Source organism: Microbacterium gorillae (assembly GCF_000826185.2).
Classification (GTDB): Bacteria; Actinomycetota; Actinomycetes; order Actinomycetales; family Microbacteriaceae; genus Microbacterium; species Microbacterium gorillae.
In genome coordinates this window covers 32,120-52,273 of sequence record NZ_LN648875.1, presented here as the reverse complement: position 1 = coordinate 52,273, position 20,154 = coordinate 32,120, and the positions used below count along the sequence as shown (strand labels likewise).

Sequence of the window (20,154 nt, the reverse complement as noted above, 5' to 3'; positions counted from 1 at the left end):
GAACAGCGTCGGCGTCCCGACGGACCGTCTTGCTCCCCGCTTCGACAGGTCCGGAGCTCCGGAAGTGTCGGCATTGGGAGCGTCCCCGGATCGCTCGCAACCGCGGCAGGAATCAGCGCGAGGATGTGTCGGGATCGGGAGCGATCGGGGCAGGGGAAGCGGCGGCGGTCTCGAGCATTCGCCGGGCGAGGGAGGTGGCGCCGGCGACGGCGGTCGGCATCACGATGATCGGCAGCAGCGGGACCAGCATCAGCAGCTGGGTCGCCGCACCGAAGCCCGCCATCCGCCCGCGGTACGGCCGCGTGATCCGCTTGCGTTCGGCTCGGGTGAACCCGCGGTGCGTGAAGGCGCGCGAAGTGAGCTCGTCGGCGAGAACGCGGCCCGCCAGCAGCACGCCGACGACCGGGCCGAGGACCGCGCCGATCACCGGGACCAGTCCGAGCACGCCCGCGACGAGGGACGCGCCCACGCCCGCCGCAACGAGCCGGAGACCGTCGCCCACGCCGCGCCAGAACCCGTAGCCGGAGTCGGCCGCGTCGCCGCCCTCGGCGCGTTCAACGGCAGCCCAGATGCGCTCGAAGAACGGCTCCCCGAGCGCCAGCGAGAGCGCGACGAAGACCACCGAGCACAGCAGGACCGCGCCGACGAAGAGCGCCCCGGACAGGGCGGTCCGCAGCACCGTCGGCCAGGGGTCCGGCCATCGGTCGGCGAACGGTGTCGCCCAGTCCACCACCACGGGGACGCCGAAAGCCGCCCCGACCAGGGCACCGATGAGGATGAGCGCGGCGATCCCGGCTGGGACGAGGCCGAGCGCCATCGCACCGGGCTCACGATGCCACCAAACGAACGCGCGCACGAGGTCACCGACACCGGAGAAGAAGGATCCCACCGGCTCAGACTACGGGCCGCCCGGCCGGTAACGTGGAGCGGGAGAAAGGCGGCCCATGAAGCACATTCCCCTCGGCGCACTGTCCGTTCCCAACATCGCGCTCGGTCTCATGCGGATCTCGGAGATGGAGGACGCCGCGATCCGGGACCTCGTCGGTGCGGCTCGCGATTCCGGCATCGACTTCTTCGACCACGCCGACATCTACGGAACCGCACTGCATGCCAGTGAGCGCCGGTTCGCGGAGGCGATGCGGTTCAGCCCGGCCGAGCGCGATGAGATCACGATTCAGACCAAGGCCGGCATCATCCCGGGCGTCGGGTACGACTTCTCCTACGACCACCTGGTGTCCGCCGTCGAGGAGTCGCTGCGGGCGCTGAACACCGACCGCATCGACGTGCTCCTGCTGCACCGTCCGGACGCCCTGATGGAACCGGACGAGGTGGCCCGCGCGTTCGATCGGCTGTACGACGACGGGAAGGTCCGTGCGTTCGGCGTGTCCAACCACACGCCCCGGCAGATGGAACTTCTGGGGCGATGGATCCGCCGCCCGATCGTGGCGAACCAGATGCAGCTGTCGGTCACCCACGCGCCGATGATCGCGCAGGGCATCGCCGCGAACACGCTCACCGATCAGGCGACCGACCGCGACGGCGGGGTCTTGGACTACTGCCGTCTTGAGGGCGTCGCGGTGCAGGCCTGGTCCCCGATGGGCGGCCCGGGTGGTCCGTTCATCGGTGACCCGAACCGCCCCGAGCTGAACGCGGTGCTCGACCGCCTTGCCGCGGACTACGACGTGACCGCCGAGGCGATCGCGACCGCCTGGATCACGCGTCACCCGGCGAACATTCAAGTGGTCCTCGGCACGACGCGGCCCGATCGGGTACGTGCATCGGCGGCCGGCAGCGCCCTTCCGCTCACGCGTCCGGAGTGGTACGAGATCTTCCGCGCGGCCGGGCACGTGGTGCCGTGACCGAGGAATCCTCGGGCTCCGGACCGGTCGTCGCGCTGCTGACGCTGTCGGCGGTGTGGGACGCGGAGCTCGGCGCGGTGCTGGCCGACCTGCACCTGACCACCCGGAAGTACGGCCTGCTGGCGCACATCCAGGGCGCCCCGGGCATCTCGTTCAGCGAGTTGGCGCGGCGCAGTCTCATCACCGTCCAGTCCGCGCATACGGCGGTCAAAGCGCTGCAGGCGGACGGGCTGGTCGAGGACGCGAACGCGCACGCCGGATCCGCGTCGGACCTGCGGGTGACCGCGGCCGGCGTGGCTGCCCTGGTTGAGGCCGGGGCCCGGGTGGCGCAGCTGGACCGGGCGTTCCACGCCTCCGCTCCGGCGATCGCGGCGGCCCTGGAGCAGGCCGAAGACGAGACGCACGGCTGAGCGGTATCGGCGTTCACTCAGGGTGACACCGGCTCCTTCAGTTAGCCTGAAGGTGTCCATGACGTCCGCGTGGACCGCCGGAGATCCGGTGTCCACTCCCAGGGAGTCGCATGTTCCGCACCCCGCAGAAGCTCTTCCGTGTGCTCGCGTTCGCCGAGGTCGTCACCTGGACGATCCTGATCGCGGCCCTCATCGCTCGGGCCCTCGGCGCCGATCCCATCGTCGCCACGATCGGCGGCGGCATCCATGGCTTCATCTTCCTGTCCTACGGCGCGACGGCGATTCTGGTGGCGCTGAACCAGCGCTGGGGCGTGTGGCCCGCCGTGGTGGCCATCGCGAGCGCCGTGATCCCGTACGCGACGATCCCCACCGAGATCTGGCTGCAGCGGTCCGGGCGGCTGGACGGCCCGTGGCGGCTGACCGCCGGCGATGACCCGCGGGATCGGCGCTGGTACGACCGGTGGATGCGGTTCTTCCTGAATCGACCGTGGGCCCTGGCGCTGATCATCGTCGTCGCGATCGTCGCTCTCTACGTCGCGCTGCTCGTGATCGGCCCGCCCGGCGGCAACCACTGATCCGAAACACCCGAGCACGTCCGAGAAACCCCGCACCGCGGGGCGTCTCGGACGTGCTTGGGTGTCTCGCGGTTGCCGCGGCCTCAGGGGCGGTGCCCCCCGCGTTCAAGATGCACCCGCAGGCCGTGCTCGCCGGGCTGGACGTGTGGCGCGAGCTCCCACTCCGGGGTGTAGTCGCCCGTGAACTGCGGCCGATACGCGATCGGTGCGTCGACGAACATCCCGTCGAGGCGGCTGCCGAGGCTGTCGCGTGCACCGGCGTAGTCCGTCACACGATCCGCGCTCGGCAGCGCCCATGGCGGCAGGACGCTCATACCCGTGTACGCGAGCGTGCCGTGCAGGAGGCCGAAGAGCAGTTCGGTCAGCTCGCCGGAGATCCCGCGCGGACCGATGGCGCACGGACGGTCGCCCAGAGTCGTCACCACCAGCGCCCGTTTTCCGACGAACGGGCCTTGCTCGAAACGGAGCCGCCGTCCGGAGGAAGCATCGATGCCGAAGGCGAACCCGCTGACGAAGACGCGATCGAACCAGCCCTTCATGATGGCCGGCATGCCGTACCACCAGAGCGGAAACTGCAGCACGATCGCATCTGCACGGCGCAGCTTCACCTGTTCGGCGATCACCTCGGATGGGTGCGAGCGGGCGAGGTACGCGCTGCGGGTGTGCGAACTCACGATGAAGCGTTTTCCGTGGTCCGCCCCACCTGCCCCGTCTCGGCGATCGAGCACGGGGTCCCAGCGCATGGCGTAGAGGTCAGACTCGAGGACCGTGTGCCCCCGTTGGCGCAAGTGCGCGATCGCATCGCGACGGAGGGCGCCGTTCAGCGAGCGCGGCTCCGGGTGAGCACTGAGCCAGAGGAACGTCCGCGTGGTGTCGGTGGAGAACGTCATCTCCTGATGGTCGCCCAACGGGATACGATTCGGTAGTACGGACAATATTGTCGCTGTGAGGAGAAGGAGATGCGCCTACCCGTCGCGCGTGCGGTGGAGGTCTGCCCCGTCGAAGTGGCCGTCTCCGTCCTCGGTGGAACGTGGAAGCTGACGCTCGTCAAGCATCTGCTCACGGGGACGAAGCGATTCAACGAACTGGGACGTCTCGTTCCGCTGGCGAACACGAAGACCGTGACACGGCAGCTGCGTGAACTCGAAGAGGACGGAATCGTCCAGCGGACGGTCCACCCTGAGGTGCCCCCGCGGGTCGAATACCGCCTGACCGCTCGAGGACGCTCACTCGCGCCGCTCGTGACCATGATGAACGACTGGGGAGCGGAGTTCGCGGGGGAGACGATCCGCAGTTGACGGTGCCCTCGCGCCCGGCGGCAAGCACTGATCCGAAACACCCGAGCACGTCCGAGGAACCCCGCACTGCGGGGCGTCTCGGACGTGCTTGGGTGTCTCGCGGAAGGGGCTACTTGATCGAACCGGCGGTGAGGCCACCGACCAGGCGCTTCTCGATGAGCATGAACAGGATCACGACGGGCAGGATCGCCACGATCGAGACGCCGAACACGTACTGCCAGCTCGTCTCGTACTGACCGACGAACTTCGTCAGGGCCACCGACAGCGGCTGGTTGCCGGCCGTGGACAGGATGACGAGGGACGCGGCGAACTCGTTCCAGCATGCCACGAACGTGAACACGATCGCGGTGACGATGCCCGGCCACACCAGCGGCAGGTTGATCCGGAACAGGACGGCGAAGCGTCCGGCACCGTCGATCTGCGCGGCCTCGTCGACCTCCTTGGGCACGCTCGCGAAGAACGAGTGCATGATCCAGACGGCGAACGACAGGTTGAACGCGGCGTTGACGAGGATCATCGCCGCCCAGGTGTCGAGCATTCCCCACGCGACGAACTGCCGGAACAGACCCGAGGTGAGCACCGCCGGTTGGATCATCTGCGTCACGATCACCAGGAACATGAACACCATCCGCCCGGGGAAGCGGAACCGCGCGGTGTAGTAGGCCGCGGGCAGCGCCACCAGGAGCACGATCACGGTGGCGAACACGGAGATCACGATCGTGGAGATCAGGTTCTCGAACAGCGGTGTCTCCGGCGTCGACCACATGGTGACGTAGTTGTCCCACTGCCACGTCTTGGGCAGGTAGGTCGGCTCGACGGAGAGGATGTCCTTCTTCGGCTTCACGGACCCGAAGAACATGATCAGATACGGGATCAGGAAGACCACGGCGACCACGAGCCCGGCGAACATGCGCAACAGGATGCGGGGCAGGCTCACCTGATCCGCGGTGTAGCGCTTGCGTCGGGCGGTCTTCGGCACGGTCACGGCTATCGTCGCGGTCATCTCAGACCTCCTTCATGGGCTTGACGACCCGCACGTACACCGCGACGATCACGATGACGATGAGGAAGGCGACCACGGACAGCGCGCTGGCGACGTCCGCCTTGTGCTGGTTCTGCAGGTACTTGAAGATCATCGTCATCACGGTGTCGGCGTCGTAGCCGGGGATGCCCGCCGTCATCACGCGCAGGATCGGCAACGAGTTGAACACGTTGATGATGTTGATCAGCACTGCGACCGACAGTGCCGGTCGCAGCTGCGGCAGGACGACGTTCCAGTACGTCCGCCACGCGCCCGCCCCGTCCATGCGGGCGGCCTCGAGCACGTCCGCGGGGACGGTCTGCAGACCCGCGAGGATCGTGTACGTCGTGAACGGCAGCGACACGAAGATCGCCACCACGATCGCCCAGATGAAGGCGGTGGTGGGGTTCTTGGTCCATCCGTAACCGACCGGATCACCGACCAGTCCGATGTCGACGAGGAACTTGTTGATGATGCCGAAGTACGGCTCCAGGCCGTAATAGACCACCATCGTGGTCATCACGACGGATGCGGCCCACGGCACGATGACGATGAGTCGGACGATCTTCCGGCCCGGGAACGCCTTGTTCAGCAGCTGTGCGAGGGCGAGCGAGATCACGACCGTGAGCACGACGACGACCACCACCCACAGGAACGTCCGGCCGATGATGGCCGGCAGATTCGGATTGGCGAACACCGTGGCGTAGTTCTCGAAGCCGACCGATCCCTTGTCCACGCCGGACTGCGAGATGTCCCGGGTGGAGTTGTAGAACATCACCCCGATCGGGAAGAAGATGACGCCGATGACGAGGATCAGCGCGGGTGCCAGCCACGGCAGCGCGGCCAGCAGGTCACGACCACCGGTGCGGGGACGGAACTCCGCCCCCGCACCGGTGGTGATCGACCGTGTGGTCGAGGCGGTCATCAGCCCGCGTCGACCTGCGCCTGGATCTCCTTCAGGACATCCGCGGCCGGCTTGGTCTGCAGCTGACCGAACAGCGACTTGAACGCCGAGTCCGCAGCCGACCACTTCGCGTTGGTCGACGGGTAGAACTTGGCGTTCGGCAGCACGTCCAGGAACGGCTTGAGCGCCTCGTCCGAGGCGAGCTTCTCGGAGCCGGACTTGGTGGTGGGCAGGAAGCCCTCCGTCTGCACCCAGTTCGTGTACACGTCAGCGCTGAAGAAGTAGTCGAAGAACTTCGTGATCGCGGCCTTCTTGTCCGCGTTCCCGTCGTTCTTGAACGCCATCAGCTGGTCGGCGACACCGAGGGTCATCGGCGAGCCGTCCTTGGTCGGGATCGGCGCGATCGAGTAGTCCAGGTCGGGGTTGTCCTTCTTGATCTGGCCGACGGTCGGCGGCAGTCCGACCTGCATGCCGATCTTGCCCTGGATGAAGATGTTCATCAGCGGGGTGCGCTGGGTCGACCCGGGGTCGGCCTGCGTCGCACCGGCGTCGATCATCTTCTTGATCTGCTCTGCGCCCACGAGGTTCTGCGGGGTGTCGATCGTGATGCTCTTCTCGTCGCCGAAGGAACCACCGCCGCCCCACAGCCAGATCGCGGCCTCGGCCTGCGCCTCCTCTGAGCCCAGCGGCATGCCGTAGCCGGCGATGCCGTTGCCGAGCTTGCTGATCTTCGTGGCCGCGTCCAGCAGCTCATCCCAGGTCTTCGGTGCCGCGGCGACGCCGGCCTGCTTGAGCAGCGTGTTGTTGACGAACAGCGCGCGCGCGGACGCGATCAGGGGGAGGGCGTACGTCGTGCCGTCCAACTGCTCGTTCTTGATGAACGAGTCCTGGAAGTCGGCGAGGGTGTCCGGCGAGGTGACCTCGTCTGCGGTGTACAGGAGGTCGTCGCTGGCGAAACCGGCGAACGGGCCACCGTTGTAGATGTCCGGAGCCTGCTTTCCGCTGACCTTCGTGGACATGACGGATTCGAGGTTGTCCCAGGACTGCACCTCGAGCTTGACCGTGATGCCCTTGTTCTCCTTCTCGAAGCCGGCGATCACGTCCTCCCAGAGCTTCTGGGTGTTATCCGAATAGCTCGGGACCAGCATGTTCAGGGTGACGTCGCCGCCGGATCCCCCCGTGGAGCCGGAACCGGAGCCCGTGTCGGAACCCCCGCCGAAACCGCAGCCGGTCAGGGCCAGTGCCGCGGTCGTCCCGAGGGCGACGACGGCGCCGATGCGCTGTTTCTTCTTCATTGAAATGCGTTCCTCACTGTGTGGTGGTGCACGGCGTCGGGTCGGGCACGACGTCGTACCGGGTGACTTTCCGCGCGCGCGGAAAGCCGACGGGGACATGATGGTGCAAAATCGGGAAGATTGAAAGTGCTTGTTTTGATCTGTTATCAATCAACTACAATCACTTCTGTCGGGTGCCGAATCGGGGTGGCCGATGGACAAGGGAGTGACGATGGGCGAGAACGCCGAACTGGGCGCATTCATGGCGGCGGAGCTGCACAGCCAGCCGGAGACGTGGGAGCGAGCGGTCGCCATGACCGAGGCGCAGTCGTTGCTGCCGGCTGACGGGGAGCGCGTCGCGATCGTGGGCTGCGGCACCAGTTGGTTCATCGGCCAGGCGTACGCCGCGCTGCGTGAGAACGCCGGCAAGGGGGTCACCGACGCGTTCACCGCGACCGAGGCCCCGCTGGATCGCGACTACGACGCCGTCATCCTGCTGACGCGGTCCGGCACGACGACCGAGATCCTGGAGATCGCGGAGCGCATCCGCGGCACGGTGCCGGTCATCGGCATCACCGGAGACCCGACCTCCCCGCTGCCCGGGCTCGTCGACCGCATCATCGAGCTGCCGTTCGCGGATGAGCAGTCCGTCGTGCAGACGCGCTTCGCGACGACCGCGCTCGCGCTGCTGCGCGCCTCGCTCGGCGAAGACCTCAGCGCGGCGATCGCACAGGCGCGGTCCGTGCTGGCCGAGGACCTGGACGCGGACCTCGTCGAGGCGGAGCAGTACAGCTTCCTCGGTACCGGTTGGACGTACGGTCTCGCGAACGAGGCCGCGTTGAAGATGCGCGAGTCCTCGCAGTCCTGGACCGAGGCGTACTACGCGATGGAGTACCGGCACGGTCCGATCGCGATCGCCGCTCCGGGCCGCGTGACCTGGGCGCTGGGTCAGACGCCGGACGGGATCGCCGAGGACGTCGCGAACACCGGAGCACACTACGAGCACCGCGACATCGACGGAATGGCCGAGTTGGTGCGTGTCCACCGCGTCGCGTTGGAGCGGGCCCGCGCTCGCGGTCTGAACCCCGACCTGCCGCGCAACCTCACCCGCTCCGTCATCCTCGACGCATGACCGCGGGCCCACGGCTCGGACCCGGCCCCGCCGTCCTCGCCTTCGACGTCGGGGGGACGGACACCAAATCCGCCCTCGTGGACGAGCACGGCGCGATTCGTGAACTCGTCCGCACCCCGACCGCCGACGGCCCGGATCGGCCGGCCGCCGTCGTCTCCGCCGTGGCCGAGTTGAGCTCCCGGTTGCGTGCCGCGCACCCGGACGTGCGCGTCGCCGCGACCGGCGTGGTCGTGCCCGGGCTCGTGGACGAGGCGACCGGCACCGGTGTCTTCGCAGCGAACCTCGGCTGGCGTGACGTCCCGTTCCTGGACATGCTCACCGCGGCCCTGGACACACCGGTCGCCTTCGGGCACGACGTGCGGTCGGCCGGACGCGCCGAAGTCGAGCTGGGGGCGGCACGGGGACTGTCCGATGTCGTGGTGATGGCCATCGGGACCGGAATCGCCGGGGCGATCGTTCTCGGCGGACGCCCGCACGCCGCCGGCGGGTACGCCGGTGAGCTCGGTCATACGCTCGCCGATCCGCACGGTGAGCCGTGTCCGTGCGGTGCCGTGGGATGCCTGGAGACGATCGCCTCTGCGGGGGCGATCGCGCGCCGCTATTCGGCCCGGACCGGCCGCACCGTGGCCGGTGCGCGCGATGTGCTCGCCGCGTCGCGTGCCGGCGATCACGTCGCGTCCGCCGTCTGGGACGATGCGGTCGGGGCGCTCGCCACGCATATCGCGCGACTGGCTGCCACCATCGCTCCGGAAGCGGTCGTGATCGGCGGGGGGCTCGCCGAAGCGGGGGATGACCTCTTCGAGCCACTGGATGCCCGCGTGGACGGTCTGCTGTCCTTCCACCGTCGTCCGCGGCTGCTGCGCGCCGCGCTCGGTGAGGACGCCGGCGTCCTCGGTGCCGCACTGGCCGCACGCGAAGTGGTGAGCGCATGATCCTCACCGTCACTCCGAATCCGGCGCTCGATCTCACCTGGCACGTGGACGCCCTCCACCCGGGGAGCACACATCGCGTTCCGACCGGCGTGGGTCGCGCCGGCGGCAAGGGGCTCAATGTCGCGCGCGTGCTGCACGCGGCGGGCGTCGACACCCTCGCACTGACCACCTGCGGGGGTGCGACGGGGGAGGAGTTCCGCTCCGAGCTGGAGACCTCCGGCGTGCCGCACCGCCTGGTGCCGGTCGCCGCCGATACGCGCCGCAGCGTCGCGGTGGTCGCGGCCGATCGCGGGGAGGCGACCGTCCTCAACGAGTTCGGCGTCGCTCCGTCCGTGCACGAGGCGACGCTGCTGTGGGATACGGCCGTCGCGATCGGCCGCACTGCGCGTGCGGTCGCGATCTGCGGCAGCCTGCCGTCCGGGATGTCCGGCGACGCGCTCGTCGGAGCCGTTCAGGCGCTGGATCACTCCGGCGTGCCCGTGCTCGTGGACACGAGCGGCCCGGCGATGCTCGCGGCCGCCGAAGCTCGCGTCACGGCGCTGAAACCGAATCATGAGGAGCTGCGCGCGGCGACCGGACTCGACGATCTTCGCGCCGGCGTCCGGGCGCTGCATGAGCGCGGTGCGACCCTCGTGCTCGCCTCTCTCGGCGAGGACGGTCTGCTGCTGGCGCACCGCAACGGCGAGGCCGTGCGGGCGCGGTTCCCGGAGGTCGTGCACGGCAACGCGACCGGGGCCGGCGATGCGACCGTCGCCGCCATCCTGGTGTCCCTCGCGGAGGACCCGTGCCTGGCCGAACCCGGTGCGCTGGAAGCCACGGCGCGTCGGGCGGCGGCGTGGGGGGCCGCCGCCGTCGCCATGCCGCTCGCGGGCGAGCTCGACGCCGCCCTCGCCGCCCGAACCGCCGACGTGATCATCACGCCGGACACCCTGGACCCCACCCCGCGCACCGAAGGAGCCGCATGACTCGCGCCGACACCTCCCGCCTGCTCGCCGACGCCCGCACGGAGCGGGTCGGGATCGGGGCGTTCAACGTCCTGCACCTGGAGACCGCCGAGGGCCTCGTCGCCGCGGCGGAGCGCGCCGGGCTGCCGGTGATCCTGCAGATCTCCGAGAACTGCGTGGCCTTCCACGGTTCGCTCGCGCCGATCGCGCGGGCGTCCCTCGCGCTGGCGGAGGCGGCGTCGGTGCCCGTCGGCGTGCACCTGGACCATGCCGAGAGCGAGAGTCTCGCGCTGGAGGCGATCGACCTCGGTTTCACGAGCGTGATGTACGACGGTGCGAAGCTCGACTTCGTCGACAACGTCGCCACGACCAAGCTGGTGGTCGCGGTCGCCCACGGCGCGGGTGTTCTCGTGGAGGCTGAGCTCGGGGAGATCGGCGGCAAGGACGGCGCCCATGCGCCGGGCGTGCGCACCGACCCGTCCGAGGCGGCGACGTTCGTGGCCGAGACGGGTGTGGACGCCCTCGCCGTGGCGGTGGGGTCCTCGCACGCGATGACGGAGCGGACGGCGGCGCTGGACATCGAGCTGATCGGCCGGTTGGCGGAGGCGGTGCCGGTTCCGCTGGTGCTGCACGGCTCGTCCGGGGTGCCGGATGAGACGATCGTCGCGGGCATCCGAGCGGGCCTGGTGAAGATCAACGTCTCGACGCATCTGAACGCCGCCTTCACGGGTGCGATCCGCGCGTTCCTGGACGCGAATCCCACTGTCGTCGACTCGCGGAAGTACGTCGCCGCAGGTCGTGAGGCGCTCTCGCTCGAGGCGACGCGGCTTCTGACGCTGTTCCGCGGGGAGTGACATGAACCGTTCAGCGCGCCACGCCGCGATCCTCGAGCTTCTCGCCGATTCCGGTCGGGTGGAGGTTGAGGACATCGTCGCGCAGCTCGGGGTGTCGCCCGCGACCGCGCGCCGCGACCTCGACGCGCTCGCCGAGCGGCAGTTGCTCAGTCGGACCCACGGTGGTGCGGTGGCGCATTCGGTGGCGTACGACCTGCCGTTGCGGTACAAGCGGAGCCAGCACGCCGACGCGAAGGATGCGATCGCGCGGGCGGCGTCGGGCATGGTTCCGCGCGGCGCGACCGTGGGGATTTGTGGGGGGACGACGACGACGGCGCTCGCCGAGGCGTTGACGATGCGCGCGGACGTCCAGGAGGCGTCCGCGGAGCCGGGGCTGACGATGGTGACGAATTCGGTCAACATCGCGATGGGGTTGGCGCCACGCGAGCAGATCAAGACGGTCCTGACCGGGGGAGTGCTGCACCCGCGCTCGTACGAGGCGGTGGGGAATTTCGCGGATGCGGTGCTGAACGCGATGACGTTGGATTTCGCGTTCATCGGGGTGGTCGGCATCGATCCGGTGCTGGGCGCGACCGGACACGACGAGCGCGAGGCCGTGGTCAACCGCGCCATGGCGACGCGGGCGCAGACGGCGGTGATCGTCGCGGATTCGTCGAAGATCGGGGAGCGGGCGTTCGCTGTGATCGGGGGGCCGGAACTCTTCCACACGGTCATCACGGACTCGGGGGCGACGGTTGAGCAGGTGTCGTCGTTGGAGGCGGCGGGGTATCGGGTGATCGTCGCGGAGTGACCCCTCCGCTCCGGGGCGACGGGAGCTGCAGTCTTTCCCCGGACCGCGTCCGCGTGTTGGCGGACGTCGCTCGGCTTGGCGGCGGGGTTCGGGTTCGGATCCGGCGGGGTCGCCATCGCTGGCGTTGGGTGAGCGCCCTCTTGACGAATCGTTGGTCCGTGTGTCGCGGACGTGGTCGTGTCACGTTCCGGCGTTGTCGCGTTCTTTTGGCTTAAGACGACACGGGTCGTTGGGGTGGTGCTGTTCGTCTGTCGGCGCGCGGGTGTCGGGGTGGTCGCGTCGGGTGCGCTGGGGGTGCGGTTGGTGCGTCCCGTTGGGCGCTGCGGGTTTCGGCGGGGTTGGGTTTTCGGCTTAAGACCGTCCGTCACGGGTCGTCTCTCGTCGCCGGGTCGCGTTCGCGGGGTGGTTGCCATCACGCCGGTCTCGTTCTCGACGTGGTTCTCTGTCCCGGTCGTTGGGTGAGCGTCGGCGAGGCGGAAGGTCGGAGGGCGCGGGGTGGGTGTGGTGTGGGCGGAGTTCTCCCCGGACATCACGCACCCCGCTTCGGCCGGCCTGCGGCGCGTGGGCCGGTGGGTTGCCAGGTCTTCGTGGGGTCGATCCAGTCGGGTGGTCGTACTTCGGGGACGCCGTCGGTCATGCGGATGTCCCAGCCCATGCGGTCGATGAAGCGGTGGTGGTGCCAGCAGATCAGCACCCCGTTATCGACGTCCGTCTGACCGCCTTGCGCCCACCCGGTGACGTGGTGGATCTCACACCACCGGGCCGGCGTGTGGCACCCCGGGATCACGCACGACCGGTCCCGGACGCTGATCGCACACCGCTGGTCGGTGCTGAAGAGCCGCTTGTCGATGGTGAGCTTCACGATCCGCCCGTTGGTGGCGGTGGTGAGGTGCTGGATGGTGCCACAGCATCCGACGTGCTTCGCCGCCGCGAACGGGACCGGCACATCCGTGCCCGTCGCATCGGCCCCGGGGATCGTGGCCCACCCCTCACCGGCACGGACAGTGTCCTCAGTCGCGTGGATCACGAGGACCGGTGCGCCGCCACCGTTCGTTGGCATGTCCGGCGCGTTCGGCACCGCGGCCAGGATCGTGCCGAGGGCGTCATGGTTGCGTTGCACCATCGTCCGCACATCCGCGTTCTCATCGGACTCGTCCGACGGCCGGAACTTCACACCCGCAGGCTGGCCGTGCGGGTTGTTGATCGAATCCAACAGGACCGAGAGCGCCCCGGCGACATCCGGGACGAGTTGACCGGTGATCGGCACGAGCCCGTTGCGCTTGATCCCGAGCCGCAGGGCCCGACCTTGGAAGGCCTTCTCTTCGTCGTCGTCGGCGCCGGTGATGTCCAGGTCTGTGGCGAGCCGGAGGGAGAGGTCGCGGAGGGTGTCACACATCACCGGCGCACCGGTGGTCGTGGTCATCGCGGCGAGAACCTCATCAACCTCCGTGAGAGCCGTCGGCGCGACGCGATCCTTGATCTCCCGCAGAGGACGGGTCGCGGCCTCCAGGCCGTCCGCGCCGATGGCACCGGTGGTGAGTGCCTCACGGAGGGCGGGGAACTCGGCCGGCTTCTCCTCACCCGAGGGCAACACCCGTGCGGGCTTGATGGTCGCGACCAGCCGGCTCCATCGCTTGACGGTGGTGGGGGCGGCACCGGTGGTGCGCTGCAGGACTTCGTTTGCACTGCGGCAGTCGGAGGAGACGTCGAAGCGCTCCGCCGTGGCGGAGCGCTTCTCGATGACACCGGTCAGTTCGATCGCGGCGGCTTCTGATTGCCGGAGCATGTCTCCGACGCTGATCGCGAACCCGAGAACGTCCTCCCTCGACGCCTCACCGAGGGTGCCGGAGGTAAGGATGGAGCGGAGGTCGGCGACGGCGTGTGCCATCGTTTCCCGGGTCCGTTCCATCGTCGTGTTCATAACCCATATTTTACGCCGGGGCACCGACATTGGACGTTGAATATCCCAGGCTGTGTATGGATTTCAGCCTGTGGAGATGAGGTTTCTCTCACCCCCGATCCCGCCGCGCTCGTCACGACGTTTCGTCTCGCCGACGCTCGCCGAAACGACCCGCGCCCCCGATATGGAACGCGAGCCGGCGAGCGGAACGTCCCCATCCACGGGGCCGTCTTAAGCGGAAGAACCTGACCCGGCACGGATCGCGAGACGGCGTCCGGAACGCAACCATCCACCGGGCGGTCTTAAGCCGAAACTCAGCCACCCCGACCCTCGAAGCGCGGCACGAACGGAACCCGCAGTGACGAGCGCACCCGACCCGACCGCCCCCGGATCCGCGCGCCGACAGGAGAACGCCACCATCCCGACAACCTGTGTCGTCCTCAGCCAGAAGAACCCGAGCACGCCGCAACGCGCGGCGCTCCGGCAGCCGGCGTCGCCGGAATCCTCGCCGACCCGCGGAACGGTCGCATCCACGGTTCGGTCATCAGCCGAAGGGTGCGACAGCAGCCGGTGGCGTCGGAACTCCCCGAAACAGGACGATGGCCCAGACTGGTGGGATGCGTGTACTTCCGCCGTGGCCGGAGGACCCGCCGGGGTACGGCGGTGTGATCCTCCGTGCGGTCGGCGAGGAGGATGTGGCGCTCGCGCAGGACCCGTACATTCCGCAGACCAGTACGCTGCCCCCGCACGCGAGCGACGCCGAGGCCCGGGCCTGGGTGGAACGGCAGCGCGCGCGACATGCGGAGGGAGTGGGCTTCTCGTTCGCGGTGGCGCTGCTGTCCGGCGTGGCCGTCGGGCACTGCGGACTCTGGCTTGATCAGGAGGACCCGGAGCGGGCGCGCGCCGGATATGCGATCGCACCCTCCGCACGCGGGAACGGCTACGCCGCGGATGCGCTGGCCGCACTCACCGCGTTCGCGTGGACGCTGCCCGCGCTCCGCATCATCGATCTGCTGATCGAGCCGTGGAATGCGGCGTCCATCCGCACGGCGGAGCGCGCCGGGTACGCCGCGGCCGGAACGCGGGGCGAGCGCCACGTGATCGGGGGCGAGGAGAGGGGCGTGCGCAGATTCACGGCGCTCCGTCCGTCGAAGCTGGAAAATCGCCGCGAGTCACGGCAACGGGAATAGCTCGCGCGGCACCGCGTTGAACTTGAGCGTAAGGCACTCAAGTTTGACCCTGGAGGTGCACGTGCCCGACGACTTCACCGAGAACGGGAACGGCTCGTTCGACGACTTCCTCGCCCGCTATGTGCGCGGCGAGCAGGCTCGCGCGGCTCGGTCCATCGATCTCACCCAATTCCTCAGCGCCCGGACCCAGGAGGTCCTGCAGGCCGCTGGACGCTACGCGCTCGAACGCGGTCAGCGCGAACTGGATGCGCTGCACGTTCTGCGCGTCCTCGTCGACGCCGCCCCGATGCATGACGCCGTGGCCCGCCTCGGCATCGACACCGCCGCCATCGTGACCGCCGCCGAGTCCCGGCTGCCCCAGGTCGGGGACGCGGTCGAGGCCGAGGGGGCCGCCGTGACGAGCTCGGTCCGCCGTGCGCTGTTCCACTCACTGCAGGTGGCCCGCTCGTCCGGCTCGACGTACATCGACCCCGAACACGTCTTCTTCGCGCTCGTCCTGTCGCAGGACACGCCGGCCGGGCAGATCCTCGCCGACGCCGGCGTGACCCCGGACGCGCTCGTGCAGAGCATGCGCGAGACCGTGTCGTCGCCGACGGCACCCGCTCCGACGGCGGCCACGCCGTCGACGGACAGCGAGACTCCGATGCTGGACACCTACGGCACCGACCTCACCGCGCTCGCGCGCGACGGGCGTCTGGACCCCGTGATCGGGCGCGCCGACGAGATCGAGCAGACGATCGAGATCCTCAGCCGTCGCACCAAGAACAACCCGGTGCTGATCGGTGAGGCCGGCGTCGGCAAGACGGCCGTCGTCGAGGGCCTCGCCCGCGCGATCGTCGACGGTGCTGTGCCGGAACAGCTGCGCGGACGCTCCGTCATCGCGCTGGACCTGCCCGCCATGCTCGCCGGGACGCGCTACCGCGGCGACTTCGAGGAGCGCCTGACCAAGACGCTCGAGGAGATCGCCGGGCGCCGCGATGAGGTCATCGCCTTCATCGACGAGATCCACACCGTGGTCGGCGCCGGTGGCGGCGGCGACGGTGCGATGGACGCCGGCAACATCCTCAAGCCCCGCCTCGCACGCGGCGAGCTGCACCTGGTCGGTGCCACGACGCTGTCCGAATACCGGAAGATCGAGAAGGACCCGGCGCTGGAGCGCCGCTTCCAGCCCGTGCGCGTGGGGGAGCCCTCGATCGAGGACGCCGTCGCGATCCTGCACGGCCTGCGCGACGCGTACCAGGACCACCACCACGTCACCTACACCGACGACGCGCTGCGCGCGGCGGCGGAGCTCAGCGACCGCTACCTCGTGGACAGGGTGCTGCCGGACAAGGCCATCGACCTGATCGACCAGGCCGGTGCCCGCCTGCGGCTGCGCCTCGGCGTGACCCCGGACGTGTCCGGTCTCGTCGCGCGGCTCGCGGAACTGGAGGCCGACAAGAACGCGGCCGTCTCCGCCGAGCGGTACGAGCAGGCCAGTGCGATCCGCGACGACATCGCCGCGGTGCAGGCCGAGCTCGACACGGCCACCGGTCCCGGTGCGATCACCGCGGCCGCGGTCGTCGACGAGGCGCAGATCGCCGCCGTCGTCAGCCGGGCCACCGGGATCCCGGCCCAGCGCCTGACCTCCACGGAGCGTGAGCGCATGGGGTCGCTGGAGGCCGAGCTGCACGAGCGCGTGATCGGACAGGACGACGCGGTCGCCGCGGTCGCTCGGTCCGTCCGGCGCAATCGGACCGGCATGAGCGACGCTCGCCGGCCGATCGGTTCGTTCCTCTTCCTCGGCCCCACCGGCGTGGGCAAGACCGAGCTGGCGAAGGGACTCGCGCAGAGTCTGTTCGACGATGACGATGCGGTGATCCGCTTCGACATGAGCGAGTTCGGCGAGCGCCACACGGTCGCCCGTCTGGTCGGTGCCCCTCCCGGATACGTCGGCTACGACGAGGCCGGTCAGCTCACCGAGCGCGTGCGCCGCAACCCGTACTCGATCGTGCTGTTCGACGAGATCGAGAAGGCGCACCCGGACGTGTTCAACCTGCTGCTGCAGGTGCTCGATGACGGTCGCCTGACCGACGGACAGGGCCGCACGGTCGACTTCCGCAACACGGTGGTCATCATGACCAGCAACATCGGTGGCGAGCTGCTCGCCTCCCGCGGCGGAGCGATCGGCTTCCTCGCGGACGGTGGCGGCGAGACCGGTTTCGGCTCGCAGGAGCAGCTGCGGGAGCGGATCATGGGCAAGCTGCGTGAGCAGATGCGTCCGGAGTTCCTGAACCGCATCGACGAGATCGTCCTGTTCCGCAAGCTCGAGCGCACCCAGCTCGAGCAGATCGTCACGCTGCTGCTGGCGGACACTCGCCGGCGCGTGACCGCGCAGGGTCTGAGTCTCGAGGTGACGGACGCCGCCGTGGCATGGTTGGCCGAGCACGGCCACCAGCCCGAGTACGGTGCCCGGCCGCTGCGTCGGCTCATCCAGCGCGAGGTCGACGACCGCATCGCGGACCTGCTGGTCACCGATGTGGCCACGACCGGATCCGTGCTGACGGTGGACGTCGCGGGCGACGCGCTCGCGGTGACCTCCGGACACACCGTTCCGCTCGCGGCCTGACCCGCACAGAGCCCCGCCGACACGCGTCGGCGGGGCTCTCCGCTGTCCGTCGGAGGTGGCGTACATCTCGGGGATGACGGCCCCCTCCGCCGTTGGATCGGTCTTGGCTCCGCGCTCTTCCGGCCCGGTCAGAGCGTAGTTAGCGTCGAAGACATGGACACCACGACTCGACTCCCGCACCCCTCCACCGAGGCACCTCGAATCGCCCGCAGCCCGTGGGCCGTCGGCACCCTGTTCGGCGCCGCCGCGGCGGCCTTCATCGCTCCGGCCGCGATGCGGTTGGACGGTCCGCCGGCGACGAGCCTTCTCCTCGCTGCCGCTTTCGCGGCCTTGGCCATGACTCTTTCCCGCGGAGTGGACCGGCGAGCCGGCCGGCTCGTGACCAACGTCGCCGCGCTCGGGCTGGTCGGCGTCACGCTGGCGCTGTACTCCGTGGCGCTGGGCCTCGCGGCATTCGGTCAACTCTGGGCGGTCGCGCTCCTCGCCGGCCTCGCCTTCCTCATCGTCGCCGGGGTCAGCGCGATGCTGTTCACCGCTCCGCGCGACGGCGAGTGAGCGCCGGATCGAATTCCGCACCGTCACGACGGTGCGGAATCCTTGCGTCCGGGCGTCATACGGCGGCATCGCGTTCGTGTCGTGGTCCGCGATGCGATGGAATGGTGCGGTGAGCATCCAGCAGGACGAATACGACGCTTTCCGCCGCGACCGTGAGGCGGAGGTCACCGGGCCACGCGGCCCGCTGGCGCTCGTGCGCACGGTGTGGAATCGTCCGGACGAGGAGCCGCTGTCGGACGAGGCAGCGCGGGACGGACTGCCGGCCGACGCCGTGGTGACCCGCCTGCAGCGCGATGACCCGGAAACCGGACGTCCGCAGGAGGGCGTCCGGGTGTGGCTGGCTGATTCGCCGGCGGCGTCCGCGTTCCAGGGCATCGACGTCTACCCGTACGACGAGCGGTGGGTGCTCCCGGGGCGCTTCGAGCTGGTCGCCGAAGACCGTCTGGTCCCGTTCGAGCACATGCGCGACGGCGGACGCGTGCGCACCCACGGCGCGTCGGGGGACGTGGTGTTCACCATCGACGGCGTCGAACAGCGCCTGGTCGCGTTCAACGCGGATGAGGACGACGTCGTGCAGCTCGTCTTCGCGGACGGCACGACCGGCTCGGAGAGCTACCCGACCGGACGCTTCCTTTACGTCACGCTGCCGCCGCAGTGGCGGCAGTTGAGCGCGGGTGAGTCCGTGCCTGTGGAGGTGGACTTCACCCGCGCCGTGATCCCGCCCTGCGGCTTCTCGACACAGTTCAACTGCCCGCTGCCGCCGCTGTCGAACCGCCTCCCCGCTCCCGTCCGCGCGGGGGAGAAGCTTCCCGTCTTCGCCCCCGGCTTCGAGCTGCACTGACACCCCGGGGATCCTTCGCCCCGGATCGGGCGTGGTGCGTCACCGCGCCGCCGACCAACCCGGTCCCGGCACCGGCTTTGTGGTTCTGCAGGATATTTCCGGTTGCGCAGGAACGGCGGAGGCTCGGTTCGGAGAACGACGCGGGCACCCGTCCTGCAGACGTCACGTGATCCTGCAGAACCCAGGAGATCGGGCGTCCGGGGTCAGACATTGGGGGCGATCTCGTCCAGGATGGAGTCGGAGCCGGCGTAGATGCCGTCCGGGCGGGGCCAGTGCACCACGACCTCGGTGAAGCCGAGGGACTCGGCGCGCGCCACGGCATCGCGGTAGTGGGCGGCGGAGGTCAGAGAGTACCCGCCCGAGTCCAGCGACAGCACACGCTCCAACGGCTCGGTGCGGCCCGTGGCGGCGAGGGTCTCGTCCATCCGCGTCGATAGCCGGGCGACGGAGTTCCACCAGTCCTCGCCCGTGGCGCCGTCAGCGCCGGTGGTGACCCAGCCCTGGCCGAGGCGGGCGGCCAGCCGGAGGCCCCGGGGGCCGTTCGCGGCGATGAGGAACGGGACGCGTGGGGTTCGCGTCGGCTCACCCACCATCCGGGTTTCATGCGCGGTGAACCACGGACCGTGATGCGAGATCGGACCGTCCGTCTCGCCGCGCAGCAGCACGTCCAGCGTCTCGGCGAAGTCGATGAAGCGTCCGTGGCGGGGCTTCGGCTCCAGGACGGACCCGCCGAGCACGGTCGCGTCGAATCCCGTGCCGCCGGCGCCGAGGCCGAGCACGACGCGGCCCCCGCTGATGTCATCGAGGGTCGCGATGTCCTTCGCGAACGGCACCGGGTGGCGGAAGTTCGGCGACGCGACGAACGTGCCGATGCCGATGCGCTCGGTCGCGGTCGCCGCCGCCGTCAGTGTCGGGATCGTCGCACCCCAGGGTTCGTCCGTGAGCGAGCGCCAGGACAGGTGGTCGTACGTGTACGCGGTGGCGAAGCCGTACTCCTCCGCCCGTCGCCAGAGGTGGCGCTGCTCACGCCAGGGCAGCTGGGGGAGGATGACGATGCCGACGCGCAT

Annotated in this window: 20 protein-coding genes; 13 read left to right on the top strand and 7 right to left on the bottom strand. The window is 69.5% G+C overall.

Going from position 1 to position 20,154, the window contains the following annotated elements:
• Window positions 1–112 precede the first annotated feature (112 nt).
• Window positions 113–889 (bottom strand): EI24 domain-containing protein, encoded by a 777-nt coding sequence (locus BN1193_RS09725; protein WP_230206477.1) that lies wholly within the window; start codon window positions 887–889, stop codon window positions 113–115.
• A gap of 55 nt (window positions 890–944) precedes the next feature.
• Between BN1193_RS09725 and BN1193_RS09720 the strand changes: the two genes are divergently transcribed.
• The 3 genes from BN1193_RS09720 (at window position 945) to BN1193_RS09710 (ending at window position 2,844) form a co-directional block, all read left to right on the top strand.
• Entirely contained in the window at window positions 945–1,859 is a 915-nt protein-coding gene (locus BN1193_RS09720; RefSeq protein WP_040166048.1) for an aldo/keto reductase, read from the top strand.
• Window positions 1,856–2,269: a MarR family winged helix-turn-helix transcriptional regulator gene (locus BN1193_RS09715; RefSeq protein WP_040166046.1), complete on the top strand. Its 414-nt coding sequence runs from the start codon at window positions 1,856–1,858 to the stop codon at window positions 2,267–2,269. The genes BN1193_RS09720 and BN1193_RS09715 overlap by 4 nt, the downstream gene beginning before the upstream one ends.
• Before the next feature lie 110 nt (window positions 2,270–2,379).
• Window positions 2,380–2,844 (top strand): DUF3817 domain-containing protein, encoded by a 465-nt coding sequence (locus BN1193_RS09710; RefSeq protein WP_040166044.1) that lies wholly within the window; start codon window positions 2,380–2,382, stop codon window positions 2,842–2,844.
• 83 nt (window positions 2,845–2,927) lie between these two features.
• Here BN1193_RS09710 and BN1193_RS09705 read toward each other — a convergent pair whose 3' ends face one another.
• Complete coding sequence (locus BN1193_RS09705; protein ID WP_040166042.1) at window positions 2,928–3,734, bottom strand: NAD(P)H-dependent oxidoreductase; 807 nt, start codon at window positions 3,732–3,734, stop codon at window positions 2,928–2,930.
• 69 nt (window positions 3,735–3,803) lie between these two features.
• Between BN1193_RS09705 and BN1193_RS09700 the strand changes: the two genes are divergently transcribed.
• Complete coding sequence (locus BN1193_RS09700; protein WP_195907841.1) at window positions 3,804–4,142, top strand: winged helix-turn-helix transcriptional regulator; 339 nt, start codon at window positions 3,804–3,806, stop codon at window positions 4,140–4,142.
• A 109-nt stretch (window positions 4,143–4,251) separates the two neighbouring features.
• Here the strand turns inward: BN1193_RS09700 and BN1193_RS09695 are convergent, their stop codons facing one another.
• The 3 genes from BN1193_RS09695 to BN1193_RS09685 are packed head-to-tail and all read right to left on the bottom strand — an operon-like array spanning window position 4,252 to window position 7,362.
• Complete coding sequence (locus tag BN1193_RS09695) at window positions 4,252–5,145, bottom strand: carbohydrate ABC transporter permease (RefSeq protein ID WP_094770418.1); 894 nt, start codon at window positions 5,143–5,145, stop codon at window positions 4,252–4,254.
• Between the two features lies 1 nt (window position 5,146).
• On the bottom strand, window positions 5,147–6,088 hold the full coding sequence (locus BN1193_RS09690) for a carbohydrate ABC transporter permease (protein ID WP_040166039.1): 942 nt from the start codon (window positions 6,086–6,088) through the stop codon (window positions 5,147–5,149).
• Window positions 6,088–7,362 (bottom strand): extracellular solute-binding protein, encoded by a 1,275-nt coding sequence (locus BN1193_RS09685; protein WP_040166037.1) that lies wholly within the window; start codon window positions 7,360–7,362, stop codon window positions 6,088–6,090. Before BN1193_RS09685 ends, BN1193_RS09690 begins: the two co-directional genes overlap by 1 nt.
• A 211-nt stretch (window positions 7,363–7,573) precedes the next feature.
• Between BN1193_RS09685 and BN1193_RS09680 the strand changes: the two genes are divergently transcribed.
• The 5 genes from BN1193_RS09680 to BN1193_RS09660 are packed head-to-tail and all read left to right on the top strand — an operon-like array spanning window position 7,574 to window position 11,993.
• The gene (locus tag BN1193_RS09680) at window positions 7,574–8,473 is read left to right on the top strand and encodes an SIS domain-containing protein (protein ID WP_040166036.1); all 900 of its coding nucleotides are present in this window, start codon (window positions 7,574–7,576) and stop codon (window positions 8,471–8,473) included.
• The gene (locus BN1193_RS09675; protein WP_040166033.1) at window positions 8,470–9,405 is read left to right on the top strand and encodes an ROK family protein; all 936 of its coding nucleotides are present in this window, start codon (window positions 8,470–8,472) and stop codon (window positions 9,403–9,405) included. Before BN1193_RS09680 ends, BN1193_RS09675 begins: the two co-directional genes overlap by 4 nt.
• Entirely contained in the window at window positions 9,402–10,370 is a 969-nt protein-coding gene (locus BN1193_RS09670; RefSeq protein ID WP_052460623.1) for a 1-phosphofructokinase family hexose kinase, read from the top strand. Before BN1193_RS09675 ends, BN1193_RS09670 begins: the two co-directional genes overlap by 4 nt.
• Window positions 10,367–11,203 carry a class II fructose-bisphosphate aldolase gene (locus BN1193_RS09665; RefSeq protein ID WP_040166031.1) on the top strand — a complete coding sequence of 279 codons (837 nt, stop codon included), beginning with the start codon at window positions 10,367–10,369 and terminating at the stop codon, window positions 11,201–11,203. Before BN1193_RS09670 ends, BN1193_RS09665 begins: the two co-directional genes overlap by 4 nt.
• Before the next feature lies 1 nt (window position 11,204).
• Window positions 11,205–11,993: a DeoR/GlpR family DNA-binding transcription regulator gene (locus BN1193_RS09660; RefSeq protein WP_040166029.1), complete on the top strand. Its 789-nt coding sequence runs from the start codon at window positions 11,205–11,207 to the stop codon at window positions 11,991–11,993.
• Between the two features lie 529 nt (window positions 11,994–12,522).
• Here the strand turns inward: BN1193_RS09660 and BN1193_RS09655 are convergent.
• Window positions 12,523–13,914: an HNH endonuclease signature motif containing protein gene (locus tag BN1193_RS09655; protein ID WP_040166028.1), complete on the bottom strand. Its 1,392-nt coding sequence runs from the start codon at window positions 13,912–13,914 to the stop codon at window positions 12,523–12,525.
• 596 nt (window positions 13,915–14,510) lie between these two features.
• On the opposite strand from BN1193_RS09655, the gene BN1193_RS09650 reads away from it, so the two are divergent.
• The 4 genes from BN1193_RS09650 (at window position 14,511) to BN1193_RS09635 (ending at window position 19,087) form a co-directional block, all read left to right on the top strand.
• Window positions 14,511–15,083 carry a GNAT family N-acetyltransferase gene (locus BN1193_RS09650; protein WP_052460622.1) on the top strand — a complete coding sequence of 191 codons (573 nt, stop codon included), beginning with the start codon at window positions 14,511–14,513 and terminating at the stop codon, window positions 15,081–15,083.
• 61 nt (window positions 15,084–15,144) lie between these two features.
• Window positions 15,145–17,691, top strand: a complete 2,547-nt coding sequence (locus BN1193_RS09645) for an ATP-dependent Clp protease ATP-binding subunit (RefSeq protein WP_040166764.1) — start codon at window positions 15,145–15,147, stop codon at window positions 17,689–17,691.
• Window positions 17,692–17,844: 153 nt separating this feature from the next.
• Window positions 17,845–18,246: a hypothetical protein gene (locus BN1193_RS09640; protein ID WP_040166026.1), complete on the top strand. Its 402-nt coding sequence runs from the start codon at window positions 17,845–17,847 to the stop codon at window positions 18,244–18,246.
• Between the two features lie 109 nt (window positions 18,247–18,355).
• Entirely contained in the window at window positions 18,356–19,087 is a 732-nt protein-coding gene (locus BN1193_RS09635; RefSeq protein ID WP_230206476.1) for a DUF1684 domain-containing protein, read from the top strand.
• Between the two features lie 203 nt (window positions 19,088–19,290).
• Here BN1193_RS09635 and BN1193_RS09630 read toward each other — a convergent pair whose 3' ends face one another.
• Window positions 19,291–20,154 (bottom strand): LLM class flavin-dependent oxidoreductase, encoded by an 864-nt coding sequence (locus tag BN1193_RS09630; RefSeq protein ID WP_040166024.1) that lies wholly within the window; start codon window positions 20,152–20,154, stop codon window positions 19,291–19,293.